Annotated in this window: 18 protein-coding genes; 15 read left to right on the forward strand and 3 right to left on the reverse strand. The window is 71.4% G+C overall.

The features are described 5' to 3' along the window. Positions 1-45: 45 nt before the first annotated feature. The 4 genes from coaE to uvrB all read left to right on the forward strand — a co-directional run bounded on the left by coaE (position 46) and on the right by uvrB (position 5193). Positions 46-642 carry a dephospho-CoA kinase gene (coaE, locus tag IEX37_RS01205; RefSeq protein ID WP_188754422.1) on the forward strand — a complete coding sequence of 199 codons (597 nt, stop codon included), beginning with the start codon at positions 46-48 and terminating at the stop codon, positions 640-642. 11 nt (positions 643-653) lie between these two features. Then, on the forward strand, positions 654-1424 hold the full coding sequence (locus IEX37_RS01210) for a LamB/YcsF family protein (RefSeq protein WP_188754423.1): 771 nt from the start codon (positions 654-656) through the stop codon (positions 1422-1424). Next, a complete protein-coding gene (locus IEX37_RS01215) occupies positions 1421-3019 on the forward strand; it encodes a 5-oxoprolinase subunit B/C family protein (RefSeq protein ID WP_188754424.1) in 1599 nt (532 codons plus the stop codon). The genes IEX37_RS01210 and IEX37_RS01215 overlap by 4 nt, the downstream gene beginning before the upstream one ends. Positions 3020-3111: 92 nt before the next feature. Next, positions 3112-5193: an excinuclease ABC subunit UvrB gene (gene uvrB / locus IEX37_RS01220; RefSeq protein WP_188754425.1), complete on the forward strand. Its 2082-nt coding sequence runs from the start codon at positions 3112-3114 to the stop codon at positions 5191-5193. A gap of 35 nt (positions 5194-5228) precedes the next feature. Here uvrB and IEX37_RS01225 read toward each other — a convergent pair whose 3' ends face one another. Beyond that, positions 5229-5438, reverse strand: coding sequence for a hypothetical protein (locus tag IEX37_RS01225; RefSeq protein WP_188754426.1), 210 nt, complete (start codon positions 5436-5438; stop codon positions 5229-5231). 41 nt (positions 5439-5479) lie between these two features. On the opposite strand from IEX37_RS01225, the gene IEX37_RS01230 reads away from it, so the two are divergent. The 4 genes from IEX37_RS01230 to rapZ all read left to right on the forward strand — a co-directional run bounded on the left by IEX37_RS01230 (position 5480) and on the right by rapZ (position 11817). Next, positions 5480-5926 (forward strand): MarR family winged helix-turn-helix transcriptional regulator, encoded by a 447-nt coding sequence (locus IEX37_RS01230; protein ID WP_188754427.1) that lies wholly within the window; start codon positions 5480-5482, stop codon positions 5924-5926. Positions 5927-6005: 79 nt separating this feature from the next. Further along, complete coding sequence (gene uvrA / locus IEX37_RS01235; protein WP_188754428.1) at positions 6006-8903, forward strand: excinuclease ABC subunit UvrA; 2898 nt, start codon at positions 6006-6008, stop codon at positions 8901-8903. A 2-nt stretch (positions 8904-8905) separates the two neighbouring features. Continuing rightward, a complete protein-coding gene (uvrC, locus tag IEX37_RS01240; protein ID WP_188754429.1) occupies positions 8906-10834 on the forward strand; it encodes an excinuclease ABC subunit UvrC in 1929 nt (642 codons plus the stop codon). Positions 10835-10986: 152 nt separating this feature from the next. After that, positions 10987-11817 carry an RNase adapter RapZ gene (rapZ, locus tag IEX37_RS01245; protein WP_229663025.1) on the forward strand — a complete coding sequence of 277 codons (831 nt, stop codon included), beginning with the start codon at positions 10987-10989 and terminating at the stop codon, positions 11815-11817. Positions 11818-11880: 63 nt separating this feature from the next. Here the strand turns inward: rapZ and IEX37_RS01250 are convergent, their stop codons facing one another. Both IEX37_RS01250 and IEX37_RS01255 read right to left on the reverse strand, forming a co-directional pair. After that, the gene (locus IEX37_RS01250) at positions 11881-14817 is read right to left on the reverse strand and encodes a fibronectin type III domain-containing protein (protein WP_229662994.1); all 2937 of its coding nucleotides are present in this window, start codon (positions 14815-14817) and stop codon (positions 11881-11883) included. Between the two features lie 116 nt (positions 14818-14933). Beyond that, positions 14934-15389, reverse strand: coding sequence for a hypothetical protein (locus IEX37_RS01255; protein ID WP_188754432.1), 456 nt, complete (start codon positions 15387-15389; stop codon positions 14934-14936). A gap of 219 nt (positions 15390-15608) precedes the next feature. Here IEX37_RS01255 and whiA point away from each other — a divergent pair, with 219 nt between their 5' ends. The 7 genes from whiA to IEX37_RS01290 all read left to right on the forward strand — a co-directional run bounded on the left by whiA (position 15609) and on the right by IEX37_RS01290 (position 21249). Beyond that, entirely contained in the window at positions 15609-16580 is a 972-nt protein-coding gene (gene whiA, locus IEX37_RS01260; protein ID WP_188754433.1) for a DNA-binding protein WhiA, read from the forward strand. 138 nt (positions 16581-16718) lie between these two features. Further along, positions 16719-17345, forward strand: a complete 627-nt coding sequence (locus tag IEX37_RS01265; protein WP_188754434.1) for a superoxide dismutase — start codon at positions 16719-16721, stop codon at positions 17343-17345. Between the two features lie 82 nt (positions 17346-17427). Beyond that, on the forward strand, positions 17428-18435 hold the full coding sequence (gene gap / locus IEX37_RS01270) for a type I glyceraldehyde-3-phosphate dehydrogenase (RefSeq protein ID WP_188754435.1): 1008 nt from the start codon (positions 17428-17430) through the stop codon (positions 18433-18435). 77 nt (positions 18436-18512) lie between these two features. Next, positions 18513-19730, forward strand: a complete 1218-nt coding sequence (locus IEX37_RS01275) for a phosphoglycerate kinase (RefSeq protein ID WP_188754436.1) — start codon at positions 18513-18515, stop codon at positions 19728-19730. Then, complete coding sequence (gene tpiA, locus IEX37_RS01280; protein ID WP_188754437.1) at positions 19718-20539, forward strand: triose-phosphate isomerase; 822 nt, start codon at positions 19718-19720, stop codon at positions 20537-20539. The genes IEX37_RS01275 and tpiA overlap by 13 nt, the downstream gene beginning before the upstream one ends. A gap of 106 nt (positions 20540-20645) precedes the next feature. Continuing rightward, a complete protein-coding gene (gene secG / locus IEX37_RS01285; protein ID WP_188754438.1) occupies positions 20646-20894 on the forward strand; it encodes a preprotein translocase subunit SecG in 249 nt (82 codons plus the stop codon). Position 20895: 1 nt separating this feature from the next. Then, positions 20896-21249, forward strand: a complete 354-nt coding sequence (locus IEX37_RS01290; RefSeq protein ID WP_188754439.1) for an RNA polymerase-binding protein RbpA — start codon at positions 20896-20898, stop codon at positions 21247-21249. The last annotated feature ends 30 nt before the right edge of the window (positions 21250-21279 follow it).

Below are 21279 nucleotides of genomic sequence, written 5' to 3' on the forward strand. Positions count from 1 at the left end.
AAGGGCGGTCCGCCTCGGGCCGGGCGGCCGTGGAAGACTGAGGTCATGCCTCTTGTCGCCGTCACGGGCGGGATCGCGTCCGGCAAGTCGACCGTCGCCCGTCGCCTCGCGGAGCACGGCGCCGTCGTGGTCGACGCGGACGCGCTGGTCCGCGAGCTGCAGGCGCCGGGCCAGCCCGTGCTCGCCGCGATCGCCGAGCGCTTCGGCGCGGGCGTGCTCGCGCCGGACGGCTCGCTCGACCGCGCCGCGCTGGGCGCGCTCGTGTTCGGCGACCGCGACCGTCTCGCGGCGCTCAACGGCATCGTGCACCCGGCCGTGAAGGAGGAGTCCAAGCGGCGCTTCCGTGCCGCGTTCGAGGCGGATCCGGACTCGGTGGTCGTGTACGACGTGCCGCTGCTCGCGGAGGCCCGCGGCGCGGGGGAGTGGGACACGATCGTCGTCGCCCACGCGCCCGCCGACGTCCGGATCGCGCGGATGGTGGAGCACCGCGGCCTGTCCGAGCAGGAGGCGCGGTCGCGCGTGGCCAGCCAGGCGAGCGACGAGGAGCGCCTGCGGCTGGCCGACGTCGTGATCGACACGTCCGGCACCATGGACGAGACCATCGCGCAGACGGACGCGCTGTGGGAGTCCCTGCGGGCCTGACGGGAGAGCGCGTGGCGTCGATCGACCTCAACTCGGATCTGGGAGAGAACACCCCGGAGCGGGTCGTCGCGGACGACGAGGCGATGCTGGGGGTCGTCACGAGCGCGAACGTCTCGTGTGGCTTCCACGCGGGCAGCCCCGAGGGGATCCGCGCCACGCTCGCCGCGGCCGCCGCACGCGGCGTGACGGTCGGCGCGCATCCCGGGTACCGCGACTACGAGGGGTTCGGACGTCGCCCGCTCGACGTCGACTCCGCGACGCTGCAGGCGCACGTCGAGTATCAGCTGGGCGCCCTGAACGGCCTCGCGGCCGCCGTGGGCGCGGTGGTGCGCTACGTCAAGCCGCACGGCGCGCTGTACAACGCCATCGCGCGGGACGAGCGCCAGGCGAGGGCTGTGGTCGCGGCCGTCCGCGCCGTGGATCCGTCGCTCGTCCTGCTGGGGCTCGCGGGCGGAGTCGTGCTCGGCGTCGCGGAGAGGGCGGGGCTCGCGACGGCCGCGGAGGCGTTCGCCGACCGGGCGTACACGCCCTCCGGCGAGCTGGTGGCGCGCGGAACCCCCGGAGCCGTCCTGCACGATGCGGACGCCGTGGCCGCGCGCGTCGTTCGCCTGGTGACCGACGGCGTGATCCGGGCCGTGGACGGGGCGGACCTTGCGCTGCGCGCGGACTCGGTGTGCGTCCACGGCGACAGCCCCGGCGCGGTGGCGATGGCGCACGCGATCCGCACGGCCCTCGACGCCGCGGGCGTGCGGATCGCTCCCTTCGCCGGGACGCGCGCGTGAGCGGTCTCGCGCCGCACTCGGGGCGGCGCGTGCTGCGCGCGGGGGACCGCGCCCTGCTCGTGGAGGAGGCGGACCTCGACGCCGCGACCCGCCTGCACGCCGCGCTGTCGGACGCCGCCCTGCCGGGCGTCACGGAGCTCGTGCCGGCGGCGCGCACCGTGCTCGTGCGCTTCGAGCCGGCGATCGTCTCCGCGCGGGACCTCGGCGACCGCCTACGTGCGGTGGAGCCCGCCGACGCGACCGCGCGTGACGGGCGGGCCGTGGTGCTGCGGGTCAGGTACGACGGCGAGGATCTGGAGGAGGCCGCCGCGGCGCTGCGCGTGTCGCCGGAGGAGCTCGCCGCGCGGCACGCCGCGGCGTCGTGGCGCGTCGCATTCACCGGGTTCGCGCCCGGATTCGGCTACCTGATCGGGGACGACCCGCTGTTCGACGTGCCGCGCCGGGCGTCGCCGCGGACGCGCGTGCCCGCCGGCGCCGTCGCCCTCGCCGGGCCGTACTCGGGCGTCTATCCGCGCGAGATGCCCGGCGGCTGGCAGGTGATCGGGCGCACCGACGCCGTCATGTGGGATGCGCTCCGCGACCCGCCCGCGCTGCTCGCGCCCGGCGCCGTCGTGCGGTTCGAGCGCGTCGAGCGGCTCTCGGTCACCGGGGCGGCGCCGGGGGCCGTGGGACGGAGCGCGGACGCGCGATACGCGGTCGAGGTGATCTCGCCGGGCGTGCAGCTGACCGTGCAGGATCGGGGCCGTGCGGGACGCGCGGCGCTCGGCGTGGCCGCGTCGGGCGCGGCCGATCGTCGCGCCCTGCGGGCGGCGAACGAGGCCGTCGGGAACTCCCCGTCCGCGGCGGCGCTCGAGGTCGCCGGGGGAGGTGCCGTGCTGCGCCTGCGGGGCGCCGGCGTCGTCGCCGTGGCCGGGGCGCGGATGGACGCCGTGCTCACGCGGTCCGACGGAACCGTGCGCATGCTCGAACGGGGCGTGCCCGCAGCCGCGGGCGACGGGGACGTGCTCGAGCTGGGGCCGGCGCAGGAGGGGCTGCGCGCCGTCGTCGCGGTGCGCGGCGGGATCGACGCCGAGCCGGTGCTGGGGAGCCTGTCGATCGACACGCTCGCGGGCCTCGGGCCGTTCGGCGGGGCGCCGCTGGCCGCGGGGAGCGTGATCCCCCTCCGCGGCCCGGCCGCCGTGCGGGCGGCCGTCCTTCCCGGGCCCGCCGCGCCGGTGCGGCTGCCGCGACCGGGAGACGTCGTCGAGCTCCGGGTCGTGCCGGGGCCCCGCGACGACTGGTTCACGCCCGCGGCCGCGCGGGCGCTCGGCGAGCGGGAATGGCTTGTGACACCCCGCGCCGACCGGGTCGGCGTGCGCCTGCAGGCCGAGCCCGGCGACGGGGCCCCGCTCGAGCGTGCTGTGACGCGCGAGCTGCCGAGCGAGGCGGCGGTGCCGGGTGCCGTTCAGGTGCCGCCCGACGGCCATCCCGTGCTGTTCCTGCGCGACCATCCCGTCACGGGCGGCTACCCCGTGATCGCGGTCGTCGCGGACGCCGACCTCGACGTCGCCGGTCAGCTCCCGCCCGGCGCCCGCGTCCGCTTCCGTCCCGCCTGAGGGTCGTCCCCGCGGCGTCCGGAGCGATCGCGCGCGTCCGCCGGTGGCGGAGAACGGGCCCGGTGTCGGTGGCCCCGCCTACGCTGGAGCACATGCAGACGACGCGCAGCGTCCGCCCGTTCGAGGTGGTCAGCGAGTATCAGCCGTCCGGCGACCAGCCCAAGGCGATCGCCGAGCTGGCGGCGCGCATCAACGCCGGCGAGACGGACGTCGTGCTGCTGGGCGCCACGGGAACCGGCAAGTCCGCCACGACCGCCTGGCTGATCGAGCAAGTGCAGCGGCCCACGCTCGTGATGGCGCACAACAAGACGCTCGCGGCGCAGCTGGCGAACGAGTTCCGCGACCTGCTGCCGCACAACGCCGTCGAGTACTTCGTCTCGTACTACGACTACTACCAGCCCGAGGCGTACGTGCCGCAGACGGACACGTTCATCGAGAAGGACTCGTCCATCAACGCCGAGGTGGAGCGCCTGCGCCACTCGACGACGAACTCGCTGCTCAGCCGGCGCGACGTGGTCGTGGTCAGCACCGTCTCGTGCATCTACGGCCTGGGCTCGCCCGAGGAGTACCTGCGGGCGCTCGTCGCGCTGCAGGTGGGGGAGCGCTACGATCGCGACGCCCTCATCCGGCAGTTCATCGCGATGCAGTACAACCGCAACGACGTCGACTTCTCGCGAGGCAACTTCCGCGTGCGCGGCGACACGATCGAGATCATCCCGGTCTACGAGGAGCACGCGATCCGGATCGAGCTGTTCGGCGACGAGATCGAGGCGCTCTACAAGCTGCACCCGCTCACGGGAGACGTGCTCGAGCGGCTGGACGCGGTCGCGATCTTCCCCGCCACCCACTATGCGGCGGGTACCGACACGGTGCAGCGGGCGATCAAGACCATCGAGCACGAGCTCGAGGAGCGGCTGAAGGAGCTCGAAGGCCAGGGCAAGCTGCTGGAGGCGCAGCGGCTGCGGATGCGCACGACGTTCGATCTCGAGATGCTGCAGCAGCTCGGCTTCTGCTCGGGCATCGAGAACTACTCGCGTCACCTCGACGGCCGGATGGCGGGCGAGCCTCCCCACACGCTGCTCGACTTCTTCCCCGACGACTTCCTGCTCGTGATCGACGAGTCGCACGTGACCGTGCCGCAGATCGGCGCGATGTACGAGGGCGACGCGTCCCGCAAGCGCACGCTCGTGGAGCACGGCTTCCGGCTGCCGAGCGCGATGGACAACCGCCCGCTGCGCTGGGACGAGTTCAAGAACCGGATCGGGCAGACCGTGTACCTGTCGGCGACGCCCGGCAAGTACGAGATGGGCATCGCGGACGGCGTCGTGGAGCAGATCATCCGCCCGACGGGCCTGGTCGACCCGGAGATCGTCGTGAAGCCCTCGAAGGGACAGATCGACGACCTGCTCGAGCAGATCCGCCTCCGCGTCGACCGCGACGAGCGCGTGCTCGTGACGACGCTCACGAAGAAGATGGCCGAGGAACTGACCGACTTCCTGGGCGAGCACGGCGTGCGGGTGCGGTACCTGCACTCGGATGTCGACACCCTGCGCCGCGTCGAACTGCTCACGGAGCTGCGCCAGGGCGTCTACGACGTGCTGGTCGGCATCAACCTGCTGCGCGAGGGCCTCGATCTGCCCGAGGTGTCCCTCGTCGCCATCCTCGATGCCGACAAGGAGGGGTTCCTGCGTTCGGGCACGTCGCTCATCCAGACCATCGGACGCGCGGCACGCAACGTCTCCGGCGAGGTGCACATGTACGCCGACACGATCACGGACTCGATGCGCGGCGCGATCGACGAGACCGAGCGACGCCGTGAGATCCAGCTGGCGTACAACCGCGAGCACGGGATCGACCCGCAGCCGCTGCGCAAGCGGATCGCCGACATCACGGACCAGCTCGCGCGCGAGGGGGCCGACACCGACGCCCTCCTGTCCAAGCGCGACGCCTCCCGCCTCAAGAGCGGCAAGGGCAAGGCGCCGACGCCCGTGCGCAAGCGCGAGGGCCTCGCGGCGGAGGGCGCGCAGCAGCTCGAGGACGCCATCGCCGACCTCACCCAGCAGATGCTGAGCGCGGCCGACGAGCTCAAGTTCGAGCTCGCGGCGCGCCTCCGTGATGAGGTCCAGGACCTCAAGCGCGAGCTACGCCAGATGGAGAAGGCCGGCCACGCCTGACAGGGGCTTCGGGCCGGTCGCGTCGGGCCCGCGGGTCATCTCGGGCAGACCAGGGCCCCGGAGGCGTCCTCCGAGTGCTGATCGCGACGGGAGCCGCAGTGCGCGCACGGATCCGCGTCCCGGTTGCGCGGGAGGTTCGGGCTCACCTGCGCGGGGCCCGCGAGGCGGATGAGGGTAGCGTTCACCCACTGGTACATGCCTCCGGCCTCGCGCACCCTGGTTCGCCACTTCTTGGACTCGGCCATAACACTTAGTGTACTAAATATAGGGCTGATAGCCTTGCTCCGTGCCTGTCACCCGGGAAGACCCTCTCGCGCTCGAGAGCCAGCTCTGCTTCGCCATCGTGACCGCTGCTCGCAACGTCGTCTCGATCTACCGGCCCGTGCTCGAACCGCTCGGGCTGACGCACCCTCAGTACCTCGTGATGCTCGCCCTGTGGGAGAACGCGCCCCGCACGCTGGGCGACCTCGCCGAGGAGCTCGCGTTCGACCCGGCCACCGCGTCGCCGCTCGTGAAGCGCCTCGAGGCCCAGGGCCTGGTGCGCCGCGCGCGTCGCACGGACGACGAGCGCCGGCTCGACATCGACCTCACGGAGGAGGGGCGAGAGCTGCGCGAACGCGCGCTCGCGGTGCCCGAGCAGATCATGGCGCGGGTCGGCATGACGCATGACGAGGTGGTGGCCCTGCGTGAGGCCCTCCGGCCGTTCTCGGGGCGGGTCGACCGCGCCGAGTGACCTGGGCTTCCGCTGAGCATCGGGGCGCGCGGGTTCGAACAAACGTCCGGATGTCCGTGGCGGCGCCTACACTGGTCGGGTGCCGATCGTCCCCGTCCCCAGCCCCGGAAAAATCAGTGTCCGGGGTGCCCGCGTCCACAACCTGAAGAACGTCGACCTCGAGATCCCGCGCGACTCGATGGTCGTGTTCACGGGGCTCTCGGGCTCCGGCAAGTCCAGCCTCGCGTTCGACACGATCTTCGCCGAGGGGCAGCGCCGCTACGTGGAGTCGCTCAGCGCGTACGCCCGGCAGTTCCTCGGCCAGGTGGACCGGCCCGACGTCGACTTCATCGAGGGCTTGAGCCCCGCGGTCTCGATCGATCAGAAGTCCACCAACCGGAACCCCCGGTCGACCGTGGGCACGATCACCGAGATCTACGACTACATGCGCCTGCTGTGGGCGCGCATCGGCGTGCCGCACTGCCCCGAGTGCGGTGAGCGCATCCAGCGCCAGACCGTGCAGCAGATCGCCGATCAGCTCCAGGCCCTTCCCGAGGGCACGCGCTACCAGGTGGTCGCGCCCATCGTGAGCCAGAAGAAGGGCGAGTTCGTCGACCTCTTCAAGGAGCTGGGCGCGAAGGGCTACTCGCGCGCGATCGTCGACGGCGAGCTCGTCCAGCTCGCGGAGCCGCCGACCCTCAAGAAGAGTTACAAGCACGACATCTCGGTCGTGGTCGACCGCCTCGTGGCGCGCGGGGACATCCTGAGCCGCATCACCGACTCGGTGGAGACGGCGCTCGGCCTGGCCGGCGGCGTCGTGCAGGTCAACTTCGTCGACGAGGAGGGCGACGCCGCGTGGCAGTCGTTCTCCGAGCGGCTCGCGTGCCCCAACGGCCACGCGCTCCAGCTGACGGAGATCGAGCCGCGTACGTTCTCCTTCAACGCGCCGTTCGGCGCGTGCCCCGCGTGCTCGGGCCTCGGCACGCGCATGTCGGTCGACGTCGAGCTCATGCTGGGCGACGAGGAGCTCTCGCTGGCCGAGGGCGTCATCGTGCCGTGGACGACGCAGGGCAAGGGCCTGTTCCAGTACTACGAGCGCCTGCTCGACGGCCTCGCGAAGGACCTCGGCTTCTCGCTCCACACGCCCTGGCGCGCGCTGCCGCAGTCGGTCAAGGACGCGGTGCTGTACGGCGAGGGCTACAACGTCAACGTGCGGTACAAGAACCGCTGGGGCCGCGAGGTGCGCTACGCGAGCGGCTTCGAGGGCGTCGTGCCCTACATCGAGCGCCAGTGGTCCCAGGCCGAGAGCGACACGCAGCGCCAGCGCTGGGCCGAGTACCTCCGCGAGGTGCCCTGCCCCGTCTGCGACGGCGACCGCCTCAAGCCGGAGGTCCTCGCGGTCAAGATCCACGACCGGTCGATCGCGGAGGTCTCGCACCTCAGCCTGGAGGAGGCGCGGGCCTTCATGGACCTGCTCACCCTGACCGACCGCGAGGCGCACATCGCGGCGCAGGTGCTGCGCGAGATCCGCGTCCGCCTGGACTTCCTCATCCGGGTGGGCCTCAACTACCTCACCCTCAGCCGCGCGGCCGGCTCGCTGTCGGGCGGGGAGGCGCAGCGCATCCGGTTGGCGACGCAGATCGGCACGGGCCTGACCGGCGTGCTGTACGTGCTCGACGAGCCCTCGATCGGCCTGCACCAGCGCGACAACCGGCGGCTCATCGACACGCTCCTCACGCTGCGCGACCTGGGCAACACGCTCGTGGTCGTCGAGCACGACGAGGAGACGATCGAGGCCGCCGACTGGATCGTCGACATCGGCCCGCGCGCGGGCGAGGGCGGGGGCCAGGTCGTGCACTCCGGCCCGTACGAGCAGCTGCTGGCCGACACCTCCTCGATCACGGGCGACTACCTCGCCGGCCGGCGGGAGATCCCGGTGCCGTCCCAGCGCCGCCGCATCGACCGCAAGCGGATGCTCGGGGTGGTCGGGGCCCGCGAGAACAACCTCAAGGGCGTCGATGCGCAGTTCCCGCTGGGGGTCCTGACCGCGGTCACGGGCGTGAGCGGATCGGGCAAGTCCACCCTCGTGAATGACATCCTGTACCAGGTGCTGGCGTCCCGCCTCAACGGTGCGCGCACGGTGCCCGGCAAGCACACGCGCGTGACGGGCCTCGAGCACCTCGACAAGGTCGTTCACGTGGACCAGGCGCCGATCGGCCGCACGCCCCGCTCGAACCCTGCCACCTACACGGGCGTGTTCGACCGGATCCGATCGCTGTTCGCCGAGACGCCCGAGGCCAAGGTGCGCGGGTACCAGGCCGGCCGCTTCAGCTTCAACGTGAAGGGCGGACGCTGCGAGGCGTGCTCGGGCGACGGCACGCTCAAGATCGAGATGAACTTCCTGCCCGACGTCTACGTCGACTGCGAGGTCTGTCACGGCAAGCGGTACAACCGCGACACGCTGCAGGTGCACTACAAGGGCAAGAACATCGCCGAGGTGCTCGAGATGCCGATCGCCGAGGCGGCCGAGTTCTTCGAGCCGATCCAGGCGATCCACCGCTACATGAAGACGCTCGTCGACGTGGGCCTCGGGTACGTGCGACTCGGGCAGGCGGCGACGACGCTCTCCGGCGGCGAGGCGCAGCGGGTCAAGCTCGCGACCGAGCTGCAGCGGCGCAGCAACGGGCGCAGCATCTACGTGCTCGACGAGCCCACCACGGGGCTCCACTTCGAGGACGTCCGCCGGCTTCTCGACGTGCTCAACGGCCTCGTGGACAAGGGCAACACGGTCATCGTCATCGAGCACAATCTGGACGTCATCAAGTCGGCCGACTGGATCATCGACCTCGGGCCCGAGGGCGGATCCGGCGGCGGAGAGATCATCGCGACGGGGACGCCGGAGCAGGTGGCGACGGTGGAGGGCAGCCACACGGGGGCGTTCCTCGCCGAGGTGCTGGGGCTGCGCGAGCGAGAGCTCGTCCAGCGCAGGGCCGGATAGGGATGTCGGACCAGCTCCCGTACCGGCCCGGGCCCGGCGAGATCCCCACCAACCCGGGGGTCTACCGCTTCCGTGACGCGAACGGGCGCGTGCTGTACGTCGGCAAGGCGAAGAACCTGCGTCAGCGCCTGTCGAACTACTTCGCGCCGTTGCACACCCTCCACGAGCGCACGCGCCGCATGGTGACCACGGCCGCGTCGGTCGAGTGGACCGTGGTGCCGACCGATGTCGACTCGCTGCAGCTCGAGTACCAGTGGATCAAGGAATTCGACCCGCCCTTCAACGTCCGCTACCGGGACGACAAGTCCTATCCGTTCATGGCGATCACCCTCGCGGACGAGGCGCCGCGCGTCATGGTCACGCGCAACCGGCGCATCCGGGGCGCCAAGTACTTCGGGCCATACCCGAAGGTGTGGGCGGTGCACGACACGATCGACCTCATGATCCGGGTCTTCCCGATCCGCACGTGCAGCGACGCGTCGTACAAGCGGGCGATGCAGACCGGGCGGCCCTGCTTCCCCGGCCAGATCGGCAAGTGCGGCGGGCCCTGCTCCGGCAAGGTCACGATCGAGGAGCATCGCGCGATCGTCGACGATTTCATCGCCTTCATGAACGGGGGCGACGAGCGGTTCACGCGAGACCTGACGGCTCGCATGAAGGCCGCCGCGGCCGCGATGGACTACGAGCAGGCCGCCGTGCTGCGCGACAAGCTCGCCTCGATCGAGGCCGTGCTCAACAAGAGCGCTCTCGTGCTGCCGTCCGACACCGACGCCGACCTGTTCGGCGTCGCCGAGGACGAGCTGTCGGCGGCGGTCCAGCACTTCGTGATCCGCGGCGGCCGTGTCCGGGGCGTCAGCTCCACGACCATCGACAAGGAGCTCGACATCTCCGGGGGCGAGCTGGTCGACCAGATCCTCCAGCGCGTCTACGGCGACGCGGCCCCGGTCGACATCCCCCGGCGCGTGCTCGTGCCGGTGCTCCCGCCGGACGCCGCCGAACTCCAGGAGTGGCTGCGCATGCGCCGCGGCAAGGCGGTCGAGATCGTCGTGGCCCAGCGCGGGCAGCGCGCCGAGCTGCTGCGCAACGCGACGCTCAACGCCCAGCAGGCGCTGCTGCGGCACAAGACCCGGCGCACCAGCGACTACGCCGCGCGCACGCAGGCCCTCGGCGATCTGCAGGAGGCGCTCGGCATGACCGAGGCGCCGCTGCGGATCGAGTGCTACGACATCTCCCACCTGCAGGGGACGAACGTCGTCGGCTCGATGGTCGTCTTCGAGGACGGGCTGCCGCGGAAGGACCAGTACCGCTCGTTCTCGATCGCCGAGACGAGCGACGACACCGACTCGATCCATCAGGTGCTCACGCGCCGTCTCGCACACCTCGATCGCGCGGACGAGCCGACCGGCGACGGCGACGGCGAGAGCCAGGCCACGAAGCGTCGGCGGTTCGCGTATCCGCCGCAGCTGCTCATCGTCGACGGCGGGCGGCCGCAGGTGCAGGCAGCCGCCCGCGCCCTGCGGGAATCCGGTCACGAGGAGATCGCCCTGTGCGGCATCGCGAAGCGGCTGGAGGAGATCTGGCTGCCGGACGAGGACTATCCCGTGATCCTGCCGCGGACGAGCGAGGCGCTCTACCTCGTGCAGCGACTGCGCGACGAGGCGCACCGCTTCGCGCTCAGCCACCAGCGCCGTCGCCGCAAGCGCGACATCCGCAGCGTGCTCAGCGAGGTGCCCGGGCTGGGGGAGGCCCGCATCCGGGCGTTGCTGCGCCACTTCGGCTCGGTGTCCGCGCTGCGGGGGGCGACCGTGGAGCAGATCGCGGAGCTGCCCGGCATCGGGCCCAAGCTCGCGCAGACGGTCCACCGCCACCTCCGCGCCGAGGACGTCGCCGACGCGTCCGCCGGGATGCCCGCAGAGGCCCCGACCCCCTAGGCTGGAAGCCGAGGAGAGTGATGATCGACGACGCTGACGCGACGCTCTCGCCGGAGCGGCGGGATCCCGCATTCCCGCCGTCGGACGCGCATCCGGGTCCCGCCGACGTGCGCCGCGGAGACGACAGCGGCGAGGTGCTGATCGTCACGGGCATGTCGGGTGCTGGGCGCTCGACCGCGGCGAACGCCCTCGAGGATCTCGACTGGTACGTCGTCGACAACCTGCCTCCCCAGATGCTGCGCCCGCTGCTCGACCTGGCCGGACGGCTCGGGGGACAGCTGCCCCGGATCGCCGCCGTCGTGGACGTGCGCGGCCGGGACCTCTTCTCGGAGCTGCCGGCCGAGACCCAGGCGATCCGCGACCGCAGCAATCTGCGCGTCGTCTTCCTGGACGCCTCGGACGACGTCCTCGTGCGCCGTTTCGAGGCGGTGCGACGCCCGCATCCGCTGCAGGGGCAGGGCACCCTCATCGACGGGATCCGCCGCGAACGCGATGTGCTGGCGACGCTGCGCGAGAGCGCCGACGTGATCATCGACACGTCGCGTTTCAACGTGCACCAGCTGGCCAATCGCATCGCCGACCTGTTCGCCGACGCCGAGACGCCCGCCCACACCGTGACGCTGCAGAGCTTCGGCTTCAAGTACGGCGTCCCACCGGACGCCGACCTCGTCGCCGACATGCGGTTCCTGCCCAACCCGTTCTGGGACGACGACCTGCGCGCGCTCACGGGTGAGGAGCAGAGGGTGGTCGACTACGTGCTCTCCCAGGAAGGCGCGGCCGAGTTCCTCGACGCGTACGCGGCGGCGCTGCGTCCCGTCTTCGCGGGGTACCAGCGCGAGAACAAGCGGCACTCGACGGTGGCCGTCGGTTGCACGGGAGGCAAGCACCGCTCGGTCGCGATGGTGAACGCCCTCGCTGAGCGGCTCCGGGACCTTCCGGGCGTGGCGGTGCGCGTGCGCCACCGCGATCTCGGCCGCGAGTAGCCCCTCCGCCGGACGACGCGTGGGCCGGCGCCCGAAGGCACCGGCCCACGCGGGCGGATCGGATTACCGGGACTCGGCGCCCTGGACCGTGAGCGTCGCGGGAGCGGTGTAGTTGGTGTACTCGTGTCCGTCGATCACGGTGGTGAACGCGGCGCGGGAGCGCGCGCCAGAGAGCTCCTCGGTCGCCACCACCGACAGCGTGCCGGACGTCGCGCCCTCGATGCGCTCCCACGAGCCACCGGGCAGCTCGCGCTGCCAGACGACCGTCGCCGCGGGGACGGCGTGCGCCGAGGCGCGGAAGGTCGCGACCTCACCGGCTGCGACGGTCGCGTGACGCGGCTCCTCCGTCACGCGCGGGGCCTGCCAGCGTCCCACGATCGTGACGGGCGCCGGCGTCGCGTTCGCGCTCGACGTGTAGACCAGGCCCGTGGTGGGGTCGACGGCGATGCCCTCGACGGCCCGACCGAAGGCGTTGTCCGCGTAGCGCGTCACGGTGCCGTCCTCGAGCGAGACGACCGAGATGCCCGCCTGGCCCGAGGAGGTGGGGCGGTGCCCGACGTAGGCGAGGCCGGCAGCCGGGTCGACAGCGACCGAGCGCACGCCACGGTCCAGGGTGTACGAGCCGACGACGGCAAAGTCGTTCCGGGTGTCGTACACGCGCAGCCCCTCGCTGCCGTTCTCATTGGTGTCGAAGGTCGCATACAGGCGTCCGCTGGTCTCGTCCACCGCGATCCGGTAGATCGTGCTCTCGGTCGGGATCTGGCCCACGAGGCGCTCGGTCGCGACGTCGAGCGTCACGATCCCGCCGCGGTTGAGCGTGAAGAACGCGAGGTTCCGGGTCTGGTCGACCGCCACGCCGCGCACCGAGTCGGGCAGCTGGATGACGTCGATCAGGGGCTGTCCGAACGTCGCCGCGGCCGTCGAGTACGCGCCGACCTTGCCGCCCGAGAACCCGACGGCGACGGCGTCGAGCAGGGGGATGTAGGCGAGGTCCCGCACGGGAGCGCCCACCGAGAACTCGTTCAGGAGCTGGTCGCCGTCGAGGCGGATCGCCTGCACCTTGCCCGCGGAGCTCGAGTCGCCGACGAAGAGGCGGCCGCCGGCCGTGTCGACGTCGACCGCGTCTCCCCGGCCGACCGTGGGGGAGGTGAGCGAGCCCACCGGCGAGTGGCCGAACGGCGCCTCGACGGGGGCGTCGCCGCGCACCTGGACGCGGACGGTGCTGGAGTTGGAGGGCTTGAAGGAGGCGTCGGCAGGGGTGAACCAGGCGGTGATCTCGTGGATCCCCTCCGGCAGGTCGGTGAGCGTCGCGGTCGCGACGCCCTCGATGACGGCGACGGGCTCACCCACGGGGTTGCCGTTGCTGCGGAACTCGACGGTGCCGTCGACCCGGGGCGCGACCTCGGCCGAGACGTCGATGCTCTGACCGAGCTCGATCGCCGAGGCGGAGGCGCTGACCGTGGTCACGGTGATTCCCGAGGGCTGCTGGGGGTTGTTGCCGGTGTCGGGGTCGTCGGTGAGGTCGGTGACGATCTTGGGGCTGTTCCAGCCGTTGCCGGGCTTGTCGACGCGGTAGCCGTCGTAGAACTCGCCGGTGGCGAGGCGGGCCTGGTAGAGGAGGGAGCCTTCGGAGACGTCGATGAGCTGGTAGAGCTGGATGTTCTGTCCGTTGACGCGGAGGTTGGCGCCGTTGTTGGTCCAGTTCTGGCCCTGGTTGAGGGAGTACATCTTGCCGCCGGAGACGGAGATGGAGTAGACGGTGCCGTGCGACTTGGTGGGGTCGTTGGGGTCGTCGTCGGTGATGAGGTTTCCGCGGTTGTAGACGTGGTCGTGGCCCTGGAGGACGAGGTCGACGCCGTACTTGTCGAACAGGGGGGTCCAGTCGGCGCGGACGAGGGAGTTGTTGCGGGTTCCGGTGCCGGCGAATGCGGGGTGGTGGTAGGTCACGACGGTCCACTTGGGGCGCTCGGGGTCGGTGAGGACCTGCTCGAGCCATTCCTTCTGCGCGGCGCGGACGTGCTCCTGGACGGGGCCGTTCTGGAGGGGGCTGGAGTCGAGGGAGATGTAGCGCACGCCCTGGTAGTCGACGTAGTAGGCGCTGCGCTCGACCTCGGGCATGGGGGTGCCGTCGGCGAGGGCGGGGCCGTTGGAGGGGAAGGGGAACTGCGGCTTCCAGAACGGGGAGATGCTGGTGGAGGAGTTGTATTCGTGGTTGCCGGGGGTGGCGATCACGTTGCGCTGCTGATTGCTGTAACCGGCGGCCGCGTACCACTCGGCCCATTCCTTCTCCTGGATGCGGAGGGAGGAGTCGGTGGTGCCGGTCTGGTTCATCAGGTCGCCGGCGTGGAGGAGGATGCGCGCGTCGGGGCGGTCCTTGACGGCCTGCTGGAAGACGCGGGGGACGGCGGAGTCGATGTAGTTCTGCGCGTCGCCGAAGTAGATGAACGAGTACGGCTCGAGTCCGTCGGCGGCCGTGGTGAAGTCCATCCACGGGCTCCAGTTGTTGATCGAGCTGGCGCCCGAGCCGCTGGTGACGGGCTGGGTCGCGTCGCCGACGCGGTAGGAGTAGCGAGTGTTGGGCTTCAGGCCGGTGAACTCGGCGGTGTGGTACCGGTTCACGTATCCGGTCTTGGGGTCGACCTCTTCGGTGAACGCGGCCTCGACCTCGATCACGTCGTAGGCGGCGGCGTTGGAGCGCTGCACGTCGCCGAACGCGGCGGGGGCCTCGACGATCTGGGCGCGGGGGGTGGCGGAGTCCGCGCGCCAGGTCACGCGCTGGCTGGTGGCGGGGTCCTCGGTGGGGATCAGGGTGATCCGGTCGGGGACGGGGGTGATCGCATAGCGCTGCGCGGCGGGGTACGGGGTGTCAGCAGCGAAGGCGGCGGAGGCGGTGAGGCCGACGGAGCCGATCGTTGCGCACACGGCGACCGCGAACGCGAGCGCGACGCGGCCACGAGGGCGACGGGGAACGGGAGAACCGGAGAGCGGATGAGCAGTCACGTGCCCTGACGCTAAGCAGGGGCGATGACCCCGGCATGAACAGAAGCGACCTTCAGGCGACCCGCACATGACGTCTGGGTTAACCGGGCTGGGCATGCTGCGCGACTCGGCTGCGCTCAGGCGCGCTCGAGCGGGTCGACCGTGAACCGGCCCTCGAGCGAGTAGACGACGCACATGGCGTCGCGGTCGCCCTCCGCCCACGACCGCTCGGACGGCGGTGCGGGGTAGAAGGCGAGGTCGCTTTCGCCGGGCTTGCCCCAGAGCTCGTCGAAGCCCTCCTCGCACAGCGCGGTCGCCTCTTCCGCGACCCGCTCCTCGTCCCACGGGCCGTCTGACAGCTCTACGAACGTGTAGACCTGGTTGCTGGCGCCGACGCACTCCGTCGTGGTGAGCATTTCCTCCCCGAGCGCCCGGTTCTCCTCCAGGTCCAGGAAGCAGTCGCCGTTCTCGAATCCGAGGACGCCGGGAGTGTCGACGTTGATGAAGGACGCGTCCTTCACGGCGGGCTGCGACGTGCAGCCGGCGAGCAGGACGAGGGCGAGCGCGGGCAGGGTGCGGACGATCCGGGTCATGGCGCCCACGTTGCCCCCGGGAGATGAACGAGAGGTTGCGCACGGCGCGGAGCGGCGACTGAGAGGTCGCCCCGGTCGGATCGCGTCAGGACGGGTAGGCTAGTCCCTCGCGCCGACGTCGGCGTCGGAGTCGGCGGCCGTGGGGGCCACCGACGCGAGGGGATGCGACTGCGGCCCCGCCGTGCGGCGGGCTTCCCGGTCCGAGAAGTAGGGAGAACGGTGTCACTGACCGCCGATGTCAAGGCCGAGCTGACCGCGGTGCGCGATCCGCGTCCGTCGGTTCGGGTCGCCGAGCTGACGGCGCTGCTGCGCTTCGCAGGCGGCCTCCACTCGATCGCCGGTCGCGTGGCCGTCGAGGCAGAGGTGGACACCGCGCCGCTCGCGCGCAGGACGGCGCGCGACATCGCGGAGATCTACGGCGTGCGTCCCGAGATCGCCCACGTGCAGGGATCCGGCACCCGCGACGGCGAGTTCTTCGCGGTCCGCATCATCGACGGCGGTGAGACGCTCGCCCGCCAGACCGGGCTGCTCGACCTGCGGCGTCGCCCGGTGCGCGGGCTGCCGAACCGCCTCACGACCGGCTCCCGCGACGACCTCGCCGCCGTCTGGCGCGGGGCGTTCCTGGCGTCGGGCAGTCTGTCGGAGCCGGGACGCTCCGCATCCCTCGAGGTCGCGTGCCCCACGGGGGAGGCGGGCATGGCGCTCGTCGGCGCGGCGCACCGCATCGGCATCGCCGCCAAGGCGCGCGAGGTGCGGGGCGTGCCGCGCGTGGTCGTGCGGGAGGCCGAGGCGATCCGCGGCATGCTCATCGCGATGGGCGCCGCGAAGACGGCGGGCGAATGGGACCAGCTGCGGCAGCGCCGCGAGGTGCGCGCCGGCGTCAACCGCCTCGTCAACTTCGACGACGCCAACCTCCGCCGCTCCGCGCAGGCGGCGGTCGCGGCCTGCGCGCGCGTCGAGCGGGCGCTCGAGATCCTGGGCGACGAGGTGCCCCCGCACCTGAGGCAGGCCGGGGAGCTGCGTCTCGCGCATCGCGACGCGAGCCTCGACGAGCTGGGCCACCACGCCGACCCGCCGTTGACGAAGGACGCCGTGGCCGGCCGCATCCGCCGGCTCCTCGCGATGGCCGACAAGCGCGCCGAGCAGGACGGCGTCCCCGGCACCGAGTCGGCCGTCCCCGCCGGCAGCTGACCCCCATCGCGAACCGCGTCAAGCGCGTCCCGTCCCCGTCCTCGCGTCACTAGGATGAGGATCGTCCGGTCCCGTCGCGTCCGCGACGTGGAGGTACACCGATAGGCGCCGTTGTCGCGGCGCGGATGGGAACATCGCATGGCTGTCTACACCCTCCCCGACCTGCCCTACGACTACGCGGCCCTCGAGCCGCACATCAGCGGCAAGATCATGGAGCTGCACCACGACAAGCACCACGCGGCCTACGTCGCCGGCGCGAACACCGCCCTCGAGCAGCTCGCCGCGGCCCGTGAGAGCGGTGACTTCGCGAACGTCAACAAGCTCGAGAAGGACCTCGCGTTCCACCTCGGCGGGCACACCAACCACACGATCTTCTGGAACAACCTGTCGCCCGAGGGCGGCGGGGAGCCGGAGGGCGAGCTCGCCGCGGCGATCGCGGACCAGTTCGGCTCGTTCGCGGCCTTCCAGGCGCACTTCGCGGCCGTGGCCAACGGTATCCAGGGCTCCGGTTGGTCGGTGCTGGGCTGGGACGCGATCGGGGAGCGCCTCGCGATCTTCCAGCTGTTCGACCAGCAGGCCAACGTGCCGCTCGGCATCACGCCGCTGCTGATGCTCGACATGTGGGAGCACGCCTTCTACCTCGACTACCTCAACGTCAAGGCGGAGTACGTCAAGGCGTTCTGGAACATCGCCAACTGGCAGGACGTCGCCGCCCGCTTCGGCGCCGCCCGCGAGAAGACCGCCGGACTGCTCGTCGCCGGCTGATCTCTGGGGGACCGTCCGGGGTGCGTGCCCGGCGGTCCCCCTCTCACCGCGCCCCCGGGCGCACGACATACAGGAGACCTCAGTGTCTGTCAGGATCGGAATCAACGGCTTCGGCCGCATCGGCCGCAACTTCGTCCGCGCTGCGCTCGCGCAGGGTGCGGACATCGAGATCGTGGGTGTCAACGATCTCACCGACAACAAGGCGCTCGCACAGCTGCTCAAGTACGACTCCGTGGGCGGGCCGCTGGGCAAGGACGTGACCTACGACGAGCAGTCCATCACGGTGGACGGCCACGTCATCCGCGCCTTCGCCGAGCGCGACCCGGCCGCGCTGCCGTGGGGCGACATCGGCGCCGACGTGGTGATCGAGTCGACCGGACGCTTCACGAAGCCCGAGGACGCCGCCAAGCACCTCGAGGGCGGCGCCCGGAAGGTCCTCATCTCCGCCCCCGCGAAGGGCGCGGCCCCGACGTTCGTCATGGGCGTCAACGAGGACTCGTACGACCCGGAGAACGACCACGTCATCTCGAACGCGTCCTGCACGACGAACGCGCTCGCGCCGCTCGCGAAGGTGTTCAACGACGCGTTCGGCATCGAGCGCGGTTTCATGATGACCGCGCACGCTTACACGGCCGACCAGAACCTGCAGGACGGCCCGCACAGCGACCTGCGACGCGCGCGCGCCGCGGCGGTCAACATCGTCCCCACCTCGACGGGCGCCGCGAAGGCGATCGGCCTGGTGCTTCCCGAGCTGCAGGGCAAGCTGGACGGCACCAGCTACCGCGTCCCGGTCCCGACCGGGTCGATCGTCGACCTCACCCTCGTGACGCGGGACGGGCTCACGAAGGACGAGATCAACGCCGCCTACGCCGCGGCCGCGGCGGAGGGTCGCCTCGCCGGATACCTGCAGTACTCCGAGGATCCGCTGGTGTCGAGCGACATCCAGCTCAACCCGTTCTCGTCGATCTTCGACGCGGGCCTCACGAGCGTCAGCGGCAATCTGGCCAAGGTGTCGGCGTGGTACGACAACGAGTGGGGCTACTCGAACCGCCTCGTCGACCTCGCGGAGTTCGTCGGCGAGCGTCTCTGACACGCCGTCCGCAGCGAAGGCCCGCCGGTGCTCCGGCGGGCCTTCCTCGTCCGCGCGGGCGCGGTAGAGTCGGATCGATGTCACTGCGAACTCTCGAATCCCTCGGCTCGGTCGCCGGCAAGCGCGTGATCGTGCGCTGCGACCTCAATGTGCCCCTCTCGGAGGGCCGCATCACGGACGACGGGCGCGTGCGCGCGTCGCTGCCCACGCTCGATGCGCTCGTCAACGCCGGCGCGCGCGTCGTGGTGTGCTCGCACCTGGGGCGCCCCAAGGGCGAGCCCGACCCGCAGTACAGCCTGGAGCCCGTCGCGCAGCGCCTGTCGGAGCTGCTCGGCAAGCCCGTCGCCTTCGCCCGCGACACGGTCGGCGAGTCGGCGCGCGAGGCCGTCGACGCTCTCGAGGACGGCGACGTGGCGGTGCTCGAGAACCTGCGCTTCAACGCCGGCGAGACCGCGAAGGACGACGCCGAGCGGCGCGCCTTCGCGGAGCGTCTCGCGGCGCTCGGCGACCTCATGGTCTCGGACGGCTTCGGCGTGGTCCACCGCAAGCAGGCGAGCGTCTACGATCTCGCGCAGCTCCTGCCGAGCGCGGCGGGACTGCTGATCGCCACCGAGCTCGAGGTGCTCGACCGGCTCACGCAGAAGCCCGAGCGGCCGTACACGGTCGTGCTCGGCGGATCCAAGGTCTCCGACAAGCTGGGCGTGATCGACCACCTCCTGCCGCGCGTCGACCGCCTGCTGATCGGTGGCGGCATGATGTTCACCTTCCTCAAGGCACAGGGTCACGCGATCGGCGCGAGCCTGCTCGAGGAGGACCAGCTCGACACCGTGCGCCGGTACATCGCCGCGGCGGAGGAGCGCGGCATCGAGCTGCTCCTTCCCACGGACGTCGTCGTCGCCGAGAAGTTCGCGGCGGACGCCGTGTGCGAGATCACACCCGCCGACGCGATCGAGAGCACCGTCGACGGGGCATCGGGCATCGGCCTCGACATCGGACCCGAGACGGCCGCGGCCTTCGCCGACGCGATCCGCGGGTCGAAGACCGTGTTCTGGAACGGCCCGATGGGCGTGTTCGAGTTCCCCCGGTTCGCCAACGGCACGAAGGCCGTCGCCCAGGCGCTGACCGAGGTGGACGGCCTCAGCGTGGTCGGCGGCGGCGACTCGGCCGCCGCGGTGCGCCAGCTCGGCTTCGCGGACGACCGCTTCGGCCACATCTCGACGGGCGGCGGCGCGAGCCTGGAGTTCCTCGAGGGCAAGAAGCTGCCCGGACTGGAGGTGCTCGGATGGTCGGCGTGAACGCGGCGGCGTCCGGCGCCCGTCCGGCACAGCGCACTCCGCTCATCGCCGGCAACTGGAAGATGAACCTCGACCACCTTCAGGCGGTCGCGTTCGTGCAGAAGCTCCACTGGGCGCTGAAGGACGCCAAACACGAGTTCGACACGGTCGACGTGTCGGTCTTCCCGCCGTTCACCGACCTGCGCAGCGTGCAGACCCTGCTCGACGCCGACAAGATCCCGTTCGGGCTCGGCGCGCAGGACCTGTCGATCCACGATTCCGGCGCCTACACGGGCGAGGTCTCCGGTGTCTTCCTCAAGCGGCTCGACGTCCGCTCGGTCATCATCGGCCACTCCGAGCGTCGCGAGTACCACGCCGAGACGGACGAGGTCGTCGCGGCGAAGGTGCAGGCGGCGCTCCGGCACGAGCTCGTCCCCGTCATCTGCGTGGGCGAGACCGCCGAGGACCTCGAGCGCCACGGAGCGAGCGCCGTGCCCGTCGGACAGCTCGAGGCGGCACTGGCAGGCGTCCCCGCGTCGGCGGACGTCGTCGTCGCGTACGAGCCCGTGTGGGCGATCGGATCCGGGCAGGCCGCCACTCCCGAGCAGGCGCAGGAGGTGTGCGCCAAGCTGCGCGACGTCGTCCGCGCCGCCCTGGGCGACGACGCCGCGGCGCGCACGCGCATCCTCTACGGAGGCTCCGTGAAGGCCGCGAACATCGCGAGCTTCATGCGCCAGCCCGACGTCGACGGGGCCCTCGTCGGCGGCGCGAGCCTGCTGGTCGACGAGTTCGCGTCGATCATCCGCTTCCGCAAGCACGTCGGCGTGTGACGGACGAGCGGCGCGCGGGCGCCGTCAACGGGCCCGTGCCTGCGAAGCCCGTATACTGAACCATCGTGCGGGTCCCCCGGCCCGCAGCCACGAAAGGCCTTATCCCGTGCAGATCATCGAATTCACCCTCCAGGTGCTGCTCGGCCTGACCAGCCTGCTCCTGACGCTGCTGATCCTGCTCCACAAGGGGCGCGGCGGCGGTCTCTCCGACATGTTCGGCGGAGGGATGTCGCAGGCGATGGGATCGTCGGGCCTCGCGGAGCGCAACCTCAACGTCCTGACGGTCATCCTCGCGCTCGTCTGGTTCTTCGCCGTCGTCGGCCTCGGCCTCGTCACGAAGTTCCAGGTGCTCTGACATGGCGGTCGGGGGTAACGCGATCCGCGGCACCCGCGTCGGCTCCGGCCCGATGGGGGAGCAGGACCACGGCCACCACGCCGAACGGATCTCCGTCAGCTACTGGGACAGCCTCGGCAACGAGACCGTGCGCTACTACGCGGCGGGCGTGCCCGAGGAGGAGATCCCGGACGTCGTCGACCACCCGCACTCGGGCCTGCCCGCGGGACGCGACAAGGACAATCCTCCGCAGGTCGCCAGGAACGAGCCGTACAAGACGCACCTCGCCTACGTGAAGGAGCGCCGCACGGACGAGGAAGCCGAGCAGCTCCTCGACGAGGCGCTGCAGAAGCTCCGCGACCGCCGCGGGGAGTAGAATCTCCTCTTTTCCCGGTCGGCGGTGCCG

The organism is Microbacterium album (assembly GCF_014643695.1).
GTDB lineage: Bacteria > Actinomycetota > Actinomycetes > Actinomycetales > Microbacteriaceae > Microbacterium > Microbacterium album.

What these genes read in the sequence shown, in the direction of transcription:
- coaE (WP_188754422.1), top strand. Translation starts at nt 46, where the DNA reads ATGCCTCTTGTCGCCGTCACGGGCGGGATCGCGTCCGGCAAGTCGACC.
- uvrB (WP_188754425.1), top strand. Translation starts at nt 3,112, where the DNA reads ATGCAGACGACGCGCAGCGTCCGCCCGTTCGAGGTGGTCAGCGAGTAT.
- IEX37_RS01225 (WP_188754426.1), bottom strand. Translation starts at nt 5,438, where the DNA reads ATGGCCGAGTCCAAGAAGTGGCGAACCAGGGTGCGCGAGGCCGGAGGC.
- uvrC (WP_188754429.1), top strand. Translation starts at nt 8,906, where the DNA reads ATGTCGGACCAGCTCCCGTACCGGCCCGGGCCCGGCGAGATCCCCACC.
- rapZ (WP_229663025.1), top strand. Translation starts at nt 10,987, where the DNA reads ATGTCGGGTGCTGGGCGCTCGACCGCGGCGAACGCCCTCGAGGATCTC.
- IEX37_RS01255 (WP_188754432.1), bottom strand. Translation starts at nt 15,389, where the DNA reads ATGACCCGGATCGTCCGCACCCTGCCCGCGCTCGCCCTCGTCCTGCTC.
- IEX37_RS01265 (WP_188754434.1), top strand. Translation starts at nt 16,719, where the DNA reads ATGGCTGTCTACACCCTCCCCGACCTGCCCTACGACTACGCGGCCCTC.
- IEX37_RS01275 (WP_188754436.1), top strand. Translation starts at nt 18,513, where the DNA reads ATGTCACTGCGAACTCTCGAATCCCTCGGCTCGGTCGCCGGCAAGCGC.
- tpiA (WP_188754437.1), top strand. Translation starts at nt 19,718, where the DNA reads ATGGTCGGCGTGAACGCGGCGGCGTCCGGCGCCCGTCCGGCACAGCGC.
- IEX37_RS01290 (WP_188754439.1), top strand. Translation starts at nt 20,896, where the DNA reads ATGGCGGTCGGGGGTAACGCGATCCGCGGCACCCGCGTCGGCTCCGGC.